Source organism: Blautia sp. DFI.6.71, from assembly GCF_020593585.1.
Taxonomy (GTDB): domain Bacteria; phylum Bacillota; class Clostridia; order Lachnospirales; family Lachnospiraceae; genus Blautia_A; species Blautia_A wexlerae.
The window spans coordinates 1-9,439 of sequence record NZ_JAJDMJ010000083.1; the positions used below are offsets into that span (position 1 = coordinate 1).

Annotated in this window: 7 protein-coding genes; 6 read left to right on the forward strand and 1 reads right to left on the reverse strand. The window is 31.5% G+C overall.

Features of this window, described 5'->3' with window-relative positions; all coding sequences use genetic code 11:
• A partial coding sequence (locus tag LJE12_RS18705; RefSeq protein WP_227292356.1) for a ParM/StbA family protein occupies positions 1 to 734 on the reverse strand: 734 nt, incomplete at its 3' end.
• A 289-nt stretch (positions 735 to 1,023) separates the two neighbouring features.
• Between LJE12_RS18705 and LJE12_RS18710 the strand changes: the two genes are divergently transcribed.
• The 6 genes from LJE12_RS18710 to LJE12_RS18735 all read left to right on the forward strand — a co-directional run bounded on the left by LJE12_RS18710 (position 1,024) and on the right by LJE12_RS18735 (position 9,179).
• Positions 1,024 to 1,707 carry a response regulator transcription factor gene (locus tag LJE12_RS18710; RefSeq protein WP_227080751.1) on the forward strand — a complete coding sequence of 228 codons (684 nt, stop codon included), beginning with the start codon at positions 1,024 to 1,026 and terminating at the stop codon, positions 1,705 to 1,707.
• Positions 1,708 to 1,758: 51 nt separating this feature from the next.
• The gene (locus LJE12_RS18715; RefSeq protein ID WP_227080750.1) at positions 1,759 to 2,772 is read left to right on the forward strand and encodes a sensor histidine kinase; all 1,014 of its coding nucleotides are present in this window, start codon (positions 1,759 to 1,761) and stop codon (positions 2,770 to 2,772) included.
• A gap of 107 nt (positions 2,773 to 2,879) precedes the next feature.
• Positions 2,880 to 4,745, forward strand: coding sequence for an ABC transporter permease (locus tag LJE12_RS18720; RefSeq protein WP_227080749.1), 1,866 nt, complete (start codon positions 2,880 to 2,882; stop codon positions 4,743 to 4,745).
• Between the two features lie 3 nt (positions 4,746 to 4,748).
• Positions 4,749 to 6,110 (forward strand): radical SAM/SPASM domain-containing protein, encoded by a 1,362-nt coding sequence (locus LJE12_RS18725; RefSeq protein WP_227080748.1) that lies wholly within the window; start codon positions 4,749 to 4,751, stop codon positions 6,108 to 6,110.
• Positions 6,111 to 6,794: 684 nt separating this feature from the next.
• Complete coding sequence (locus tag LJE12_RS18730; RefSeq protein WP_227080747.1) at positions 6,795 to 8,417, forward strand: ABC transporter transmembrane domain-containing protein; 1,623 nt, start codon at positions 6,795 to 6,797, stop codon at positions 8,415 to 8,417.
• 18 nt (positions 8,418 to 8,435) lie between these two features.
• On the forward strand, positions 8,436 to 9,179 hold the full coding sequence (locus LJE12_RS18735) for an ABC transporter ATP-binding protein (protein ID WP_306467820.1): 744 nt from the start codon (positions 8,436 to 8,438) through the stop codon (positions 9,177 to 9,179).
• Positions 9,180 to 9,439 lie beyond the last annotated feature (260 nt).

Genomic DNA, 9,439 nt, shown 5'->3' on the forward strand with positions numbered 1-9,439 from the left:
GCAAAAATATCTGTGACATACTGTCTGGCAACAGCAGTAATACAATCCAGATAAGGCGCTGAAATGTCAGCGGTTCCAAAACGTAGAATCTGCTCTACGGTGGATTCCTCAATCTTTACTCCGAATTTGTCCAGAACAGCGTTTTTAGCGGCAATCATACATTGGTTTACGCCGAACTTTTCTGTCCAGCACTGGCTTTCCTGAGCTTTCTTATTGTTGATATATAGAATATTCATGGTTCCGTTTCCGATATCTGCAAGAAGATTGGTTCCCTTGAAATCTCCAAGCCGGTTTACAATAGCCGGATATCCCTGCGGGTAAAGGCTGCATCCCACAAAGCGGATATGATACTCTTTGCTGTTAAATCGGTAATGGACTTCAGGATTCTGGAGCAGATAGGAACGGAAATCTTCCCTCTGGTTTCTGATCCATGTCAGAGGAAGCCCGGCGGCCAGATGAACGTCTGCTTCACGGATAGAAAAGACATTCAGTTCCCTTGCAACTGCCATCAATGTCAGAAGATAATATTCTTCGTCCATAGCCTTATCAGGGATAAATTCTTTGTGCCCTTCGCCAATCCGGTAGTAGATGCCGTTATATTCCAGAATATTTCCGGTGAAGATTGGTTCTGTTTCGTAGGCTTTGATTCCGGTTGGTGTGACGGTGTTTGCTGTTTTCATGTTGCCGTAGCCATGATCTACAGCAATGATTTTTGTGTTTCTGAGTTCTCGCATAAAAAATACCTCCATTTTCGTATTGATTGATTCAGCAGGCTGTACCGATGTGATACTGCTTTGCTGTGAGATAAGCATACGAAAATTGGAAGGGAAAGACATTGAAGGGAAATTGAGCTGGAATTGAGAAAAAAGCAGATAATGAAAATATTTTTCAATTTAGTTATGTAACTATTTTTATTGAGTGTATTAAAATGAAATGCTATAATATGGAAAAATGCTTTATTATGAAAAAACAGATGTTGCATGTACCAAGAAATAATAATGCTTAATTAGGCAGGAGAGAAAAATGTACCATATTTATGTAGTAGATGATGATTTGACGGTTCAAAGAGAATTGAAGGTATTGCTTGAAAATCAAGGATATAGGACAACAATTGCCCAAAAGTTTACGTCTATTCCAGAAGAAATAGAAGATGTTAAACCAGATTTGATTCTATTAGATATTTCGTTACCGTCTGTAGATGGGATTATGTTGTGTGCACAAATACGTATGTTATCAGAGGTTCCTATTATTTTTGTCACTTCACAAAATTCATCGGCAGCTGAATTAGAATGTATGTTGAGTGGAGGAGATGATTTTATTGAGAAACCATATCGACCGGCAGTGCTATTGGCCCATATTTCAGCAGTACTGAGAAGGACTACAAAAAGAAGTGAGAATATACTTTCGTTTGAGGATTTAGAGTTGGATGTAGTCGCTGCGAAGTTGAAACATTACCAGAATGTAGTGGAGTTATCAAAAAATGAATTGCATATTCTACGTTATTTCTTTGAGCATAAAGGCGAAGTTGTATCAAGGGAGGATTTGATGAATGATTTGTGGGATAATGAGAGTTTTGTTGATGATAATACATTAAGTGTGAATATTAAAAGAATTAGAAATAAACTAGAAAGTATTGGGGTATATAATGTAATACAAACAAAGAGAGGAATGGGGTATATTTTACAGGAAAAAACAAAATTGAAATGACAAATTTTGGGAAATTTAAAGATAAAAAAATTAAAATAAGGATGGATGAAAATGATGAGATTTAAAGATTATTTTCTAAACAAGATTACTGAAATACTGGGTACATTTTTTGTACTTTTTATTATGCTGGAGTTTTTATATATTATTGGAAATACTTTCAGTGTGATATTTTTGATAGGAATAGTTGTTACAGGTATGACAATGATGAAATATTTGATGGATTGGTATAGAAAAAAAAGATACTTTGACATAATTGAAAAGCGGGTAAAAGATCTGAATGAACCTTGGTTAATTGCAGAACTTTTACCCGTTTCTTATCAAATAGAGGATCGGATATATCAAGAATTATTAAGAAAAATCGGAAGTAGTGCGATTGAAGAAATACATAAAATGGAAGATGAACAGAAAGAATATGAGGATTATATAGAACAATGGATTCATGAGGTGAAAACACCAATCACTTCTATACACTTAATGTTAGAAAATAGAATTCAAAATAATTTAGAATTAAAAAGAGATTTGAATATAGAACTTAGTAGGATTGAAAATGATATAGATCGTGCTTTATATTATGCTAGATCTGAACAGATATATAAGGATTATCTGATACAGAAATTAAATATTTGGAAGGTTCTTTCGAGGGCAGTTAATAAAAATCGTACTGTTGTGATGAACAGTTCCGTAGCAGTAGAGTTAAAATGCGATAAGGATATATATGTTTATGGCGATGAAAAATGGCTTGTTTTCATGATTACACAAGTATTGCTGAACGCAATTAAATATAAAAAAGAAAAAGATGCCAAAATAATTATGAGTGTAAAAAGAGAGAATGGCAAAATACTTTTAAAAATATTAGATAATGGTAAAGGGATAAAAAAAGAAGAGTTGCCAAGAATTTTTGATAAGGGGTTTACTGGAAGTAATGGAAGAGAAAATGAAAAGTCTACGGGTATGGGATTGTATCTAGTCTATAAACTATGTAAAAAGTTGGATATAGATATTAAAGCAGAGTCTATTTATGGAGAATTTACAGCTATTAAATTTACTTTCAATATAGTCAGATAAAGTGACAAAAATGTAAGATTGAGGTAAGAAAAATCAATAGGACTTTCATTATGTTACTGATATAATGATGCTGTCAACAAAGATAGGATAAAAGAAGAAGGGTGAATATGTTAAGTTTAACTGGATTAACATACCGTAATGTTAAGGAAAACATAGCAAGAGAACCAGTATATTTTTTTACTATGATATTAATAGAGGCTTTGATGTTTGCGTTTGATTCAATGCTTTTTTCAAAGGACGTTCAGCAAATATGTGAACAAAGTTTTGTTATGGATGTTTTAATCGGATTTGTAACAATTTTTATTGTTGCTGTAATGATTTGGCTGATTTTTTATATGATGCGTCAGTCGTTTAAATATCGTAGCAAAGAAATGTCTCTTTATATGCTGTTTGGACTTAAACAAAAAGAAATATTTAAAAATTACACAAAAGAAACAATATTAATGGCTCTTATAGCATTTGTTTTGGGAGTAGCAGCGGGAGAATTACTGAAACAATTTTTAATGGTTATTTTTTATCGAATGTTTCGACTGGATTATGTAATTGAAATGAATTTTTATTTTCAAGCAGTTATATTGACTGCTCTAATATATTTCTTTTGTTACGGAATTGCATTGGTCAAAATACGGAAAAAATTTTTAAATTCAACTATCTGCCAGCTTTGTGAATTAGAAAAAATCACCGAGAGAAAAGAAGAAATAAAAGCACATGTAACAAGAAAGTGGATTTTGTCTGGAAATCGTTTGTTTATCTGGAAATCGGTAGAGGCAGAAATAAAATCTATAAAAAGAGTGATTTTTTTTGTAGCCTTCCTTTTGATGATTTCAATAATTGGTAGTTCAATTGCCATGATGTATACAGATTATGAAAATAAGCAAATTGATGCAGAATACCCTTATGATTTTATGATATATCATGAGAATCCGAATTTGGATTTCCAGAAGGAAAAAGATATATTAAGTGATTCTGTTGGAATGCAGATGTATCATGAATATGTTATTTATGAAAATCAAAGTAGTTATATGAATGAGTGGTTATATACCAACTTAAAATTTTTCGGCAATGAACTTACAAATAAGGAAGGGGAATTTGATGAAAATAAATTGAAAATGGAAGAAGATTTTGATGTTTATTATAAATATGATACTTATATAAAACTAAGCGATTATAATTATTTATTGAAAATGATCGGCGAAAAAGAGATTACATTGAATAAAGATGAATATGTGCTTCAAATCAAGCGGAGGCTGGAACCTGAATTGTCGGATGCTATTCGCAATAGAGTAATTACATGTGAAAACCATAAATTACATTGTAAAAAGATATGTACTGTTGATTTTGAACAAAATGGACATAATGGAGCAGATTACATTTTAGTTCTTCCAGATGAAATTGTTGATAATATGACTCCATATTATTCTGTAATGGCAGCTACAACAAAAAGACCTGTAACTGAGGATATTACTGAAAAATTAGATGATTATGGTGGAAATTTTCATTATGGAAGCAATCATAGTATCTTGTATACAAGCCCGGTATTGGCAAAAAAAGAGGTAGAAATAACCTTAAAATCTACAGTTACAGCAGTGTTATTTCCTTTTGCTTATGTTAGCCTTGTATTCCTCTGTGTTACTATCTCACTTTTAGCTGCACATTTGATGAGTACAACAAAAGAAAGTAAAAAACGTTATGAACTGCTGATGAAAATTGGAATGACTCAAAAGGAGATTGATATTATTATTCATAAGCAATTAGCGATAGATTACTTAATTCCTTTGGTAATTTCGATTGTTCCGGGATGGCTTATATCAGTAAAAATAAGTACTCAGTTTATACTTGATACAGGATTACGTACATCATTCGGGCGTTATATTTGGCTGTCTCTTTTGTGGATACTTACGGTATATATTGTTTATTTTATAATAACAGATATATTTTTCAGAAGAAATATAAATTATGGAAAGGAAAGATAAATTATGAAACCATCATATTATAATTACGTTATTGAAAATAAAAATGGAAATGGAGATGCTTTATATTATAATATGCGAACCGGAAGTTTAGCGCATATGGAAGCAAAACATCACAAGGAATTTGTACAGTTTATTGAAACTGGAATAGAAATATCAGATGAGAAGTTTTTGGAGGAACTTAAATATTGTGGCTTTTTAATTGAAGATGATTTTGATGAAAAAAAGGATATAAAAATTCGGATGTTAAATTCAAGATATGATACATCTGTTTTATCATTAACGATTACACCGACAATGGCATGTAATTTCAGATGTACATATTGTTTTGAAAGTGGGCACTATAGCAATGGCCATATGTCGGAAGACACAGAAGAAAACATATGTAAAATGGTGGAACAAGAAGCGTCTCATTTGGAAAAGTTGGTTGTTACATGGTATGGTGGAGAGCCATTATTAGCTATTTCTCCAATAGAAAGATTGACAAAGAAGTTTAAGAAGATTTGCAAACGCTTTAATATCGAATATTCAGCAAGTATTATTACAAATGGATATTTGTTGACCGAGGACGTGTGTAACAAGCTATTGGACTTGGATATAACTGATGCTCAGATAACGTTGGACGGAGATGCTAAGATTCATAATTCAAGACGTCCTTTAGCAAATGGAGGAGGTACATACGAAAAGATTGTGGATAATTTGGATAAAATTCACGGGAAAATCGGAATTGCTATCCGCATCAATGTTGACAAAGAAAATCAGAATGAAGTACAGGCAGTTGTTGATGAACTTAAAAGAAAGGGAATATATGAAGACGTTTTTTGCTATCTTGGATTAGTTACAGCAACAAATGGCTCATGCTCAAATTGTGCATGTATGTCTTCTGAGAAATATTCAGAATTTAATTTGAATTTTTGGCTGAAGAACGATATGCCGTTGGCATCTTTATATCCTAAGCCAATGGGAAATTACTGTGGTGCGGATTATGCACAAGGCTACGTTATAGATGCACAAGGCAATATATATAAATGCTGGAGTGATGTAGGCGTTATGGATAGACGAATTGGAACGGTTCGAGATTGGGTGGAATCAACAAAAAAAATGCAGGTTAGTGCAGCTCAAACACAAAAGGTACTGGCAGAATATATGCTTTATGATCCAACAGAAGATGCCGTATGTAGTAGATGTAAATTTATGCCAATATGTTTTGGGGGATGTCCTCATAGCAGAATAGAAAATAATCAATTATGTGAGCAGTATCGTTATAATGTCGGTGAGTTTATGCAGGCATATGCAGATGCTGTATTGAAACAGGAAAGGGGAATGCATCATGAAAATTTTAGTGCAACCTGCGACTCGGAAATGTAGTTCGGATTCTTGTAATTATACCTGTCCAGTATATAATACAGGTGCTGAAGGATTAGAAGAACTTATTAAGAAGTTAGCTAAAAAGATACATAAAGGAGAAAATCATAGAGGAAAAGTTTGCTGGTATGGAAATTAATTACTTTATGAAAAATACTACAAGGAGGTAATTTTAATGGAAGTATTAAATGGTCCAGTAATGGCAGCAAGTGCAAAAGCTTGTCATGCAAAAGGCTGTAAAAAATACACATGTTTTTATCATATTTTTGGTAAATAAATCAAATGAAAATTTCTCAAAACATATTGGAGATATATCCTGCTGATATTTTATAATATGACAGAATATGAGAAAATTTGACAGGAAGGGATGAAAGTATATGGAAGTATTAAATGGTCCAGTAATGGCAACAAGTGCAAAAGCTTGTCATACAAAAGGTTGTAAAAAATACACATGTTTTTACCATATTTTTGGTAAATAAAGGTCAATGAAAGAAAGCGGAGGTCAATAATAATGGAAGTATTATCAGAACCATTAGAAGCAACAAGAAAAGCATCATGCCATACTAAGGGTTGCAAAAAATATACATGCTTCTATCATATAATTGGGAAATAAATAATAGAAAAAACTTATAGGTCAATGTTTCATAAGGGGCATTGACCTGTAACTATTTGATAAATGGAGAAAGAATGGATATTAAAAAACTTTTAAAAAATGAAATAATAAATTTAAAAAAGACTATTATTGCCTATATTTGTATAACTGTTTGTACAATGATATTACAACTTATTGTTCCTTATGTTAGCGGTATATATATTGATTCTTTAGTCGATAAACATTCTGCAATTATGGTATTTGTCGTAGCTATTGCATTTTTGAATATATTTTCGATTATGTTGGAATTTGGTATGACATATTTTATGACAAAGTTAAATAATACATTTTTATATAAATTATGTAATAAGATATTTCAAACGATATATAAAAGTTCTTTGACATTTTTTCAGAATAAAGATGCAGCTTTCTTGACAGATCAAATTACTGGAGATGCAGCAACAATTAGTGGATTTTTATTAAATGGGCTTCCGGATTTTACATATAATATAATTTTACTTGTAATTAGTGCCCTGTTTGTTATAAAAGCGGACATATTATTGGGAATAATTATTATTGTGACAATTCCGATATATTTTGTTGTATATAAGAAATTAGAAAATAGAATGTATCAAAATGAGCAAGAGTATAAAATGGCAGGGAATGAATATACAGCAAAGGGAATGGAGCAAATTCGTTGTACTCGGTTTGTTAAAGAAAATAGTGTCTCAAAAGAAATGGAAGATAGATTTGCCATATCATTTAGAAGAATGCTGAAGGGTGCTATTGGGCAAGTAAAAATTCAATATCTTTTTGCAAACATCAATCGGCTTATAATGGTATTTTGTTATTTAATGGTGCTTGCAATAGGTGGATATAATGTTATAAGTGGTAAAATATCCATAGGATATTTTACTATTATAACGAGCTACGTTAATATGATTTTATCCGCAGCGACAGATGTTATAGATTTTTCAGGAGACTATCCCAAAGTAAGAGTAGCTCTTGATCGTATGAATAAGGTTTTATCGGAGTGTTACAATTGTATTGAGCAGAACAAGGGATTGACAGAAGATAAGCTACCAATTGAAAGTATAAATTTAGAAAAAGTATCATTTTCATATGGGGAAAAGGTATTATTTAAAAATCTTTCTGCAAAATTTGAAAAAGGAAAGATTTATGGGATAGTTGGGGAAAATGGTGTTGGGAAATCAACATTATTAGATGTTATAGTTGGATTATATCCTGAAAAATACACAGGTAATATATATTATGATAATAAAAATATAAAAACACTAAACTGTGAAGAAGTTAGAAAAAGAGAGATTGCTTTTTTGAGTCAACAGATTGAGAGAATTAACATTTCCCCGAAAGAATATTTGCATTTTGGAATTGAGAATTATGATGTTATTAAAGAAAAAAAAATACTGGAATTGTTTTCATTAGATATTGATTCCAATATAATTCAAGAAGATAATATTATTCATTGTTCCGGTGGTGAAATGCAAAAATTGGAATTGGTTAGAAATTTTCAAAAAAATTGTACAGTAAAAATAATGGATGAACCTACAAATGGTTTGGATGTTGAAACTGTAAAGAGATTGGTTCATTTATTGGAAAAAGAAAAAAAAGATCATATATTCATTATAGTATCCCATGATAAAAGAGTATTGAATATTTGTGATGAAAAAATTGTAATAGAATGTAATTCTAAATAAATTATTAGAGGTGTATTTATGATGAGTGCATTTATAAAAATGGATAATATAGAGAAATATTATGAAAGTTCTGGAAATGTTACAAAAGCTATAGATCGAATTAGTTTTGAAATCAAGGAAGGGGAGTTTATAGGAATAATGGGTGAGTCTGGATCAGGCAAAACTTCCTTGCTCAATATACTTGGAACGGTAGATACAGCTACGGCTGGACACATTTATTTTGATGGAAAAGATATTACTAAAATGAGTGAAGATGAACGTGCAGAATTTAGAAAACAGAATTTAGGGTTTGTATTTCAAAATTTCAATCTATTAGATATGCTGACAATACAGGAAAATATTTATATTCCGTTGCTTTTAACTGGGAAAAAAGGGACGGATGTTATGCAGAAGACAGATAAGATTATGGAAATTTTGGAAATTAAAGCAATAGCAAATAAATATCCCTATCAAGTTTCTGGTGGGCAACAACAAAGGTGTGCATGTGCAAGAGCATTGGTCAATAATAGTCGTTTGATTTTAGCAGATGAGCCAACTGGAGCACTTGATGCACGGAATTCGGAAAAACTAATGGAGATGTTTACAGAAATAAATGAAAAATTTAAAACGACAATTGTAATGGTTACACATGATCCGTTTTCCGTTAGCTATTGTAATCATATTTTTTTCTTGAAAAATGGAAAAATTTCTTATGAACTATACAAAGGAGCAAGAGGCAAGGAGCAGTATTTAGCAGCCATTTTAGATGCACAAAACATTTAACTGAGAACGAGCAGAAGATACGGAGTTTTTCGTATCTTCTGCTACAATCGTTACTTAATAGAAAACAGATTAGTAATTCATTTTAGAATCGTTTGTAGTACATGTAATAGATGAATATATTTATTCAGTGTTTGGTTAGTAGAATACTTTTAGCCAGAGCAATCCCGGCTTGTGGATACAATTCCTGAATTTCTTTATATTTTTTTTCAATCAATTCGGGTTCGTCTGCCCATATATCCTCATAAATTTTCAAGGCTTTT

Excerpts from the sequence above, each read along its gene's own strand:
- LJE12_RS18725 (WP_227080748.1), top strand. The coding sequence starts at position 4,749 with ATGAAACCATCATATTATAATTACGTTATTGAAAATAAAAATGGAAAT.
- LJE12_RS18715 (WP_227080750.1), top strand. The coding sequence starts at position 1,759 with ATGATGAGATTTAAAGATTATTTTCTAAACAAGATTACTGAAATACTG.
- LJE12_RS18730 (WP_227080747.1), top strand. The coding sequence starts at position 6,795 with ATGGATATTAAAAAACTTTTAAAAAATGAAATAATAAATTTAAAAAAG.
- LJE12_RS18720 (WP_227080749.1), top strand. The coding sequence starts at position 2,880 with ATGTTAAGTTTAACTGGATTAACATACCGTAATGTTAAGGAAAACATA.
- LJE12_RS18710 (WP_227080751.1), top strand. The coding sequence starts at position 1,024 with ATGTACCATATTTATGTAGTAGATGATGATTTGACGGTTCAAAGAGAA.
- LJE12_RS18735 (WP_306467820.1), top strand. The coding sequence starts at position 8,436 with ATGATGAGTGCATTTATAAAAATGGATAATATAGAGAAATATTATGAA.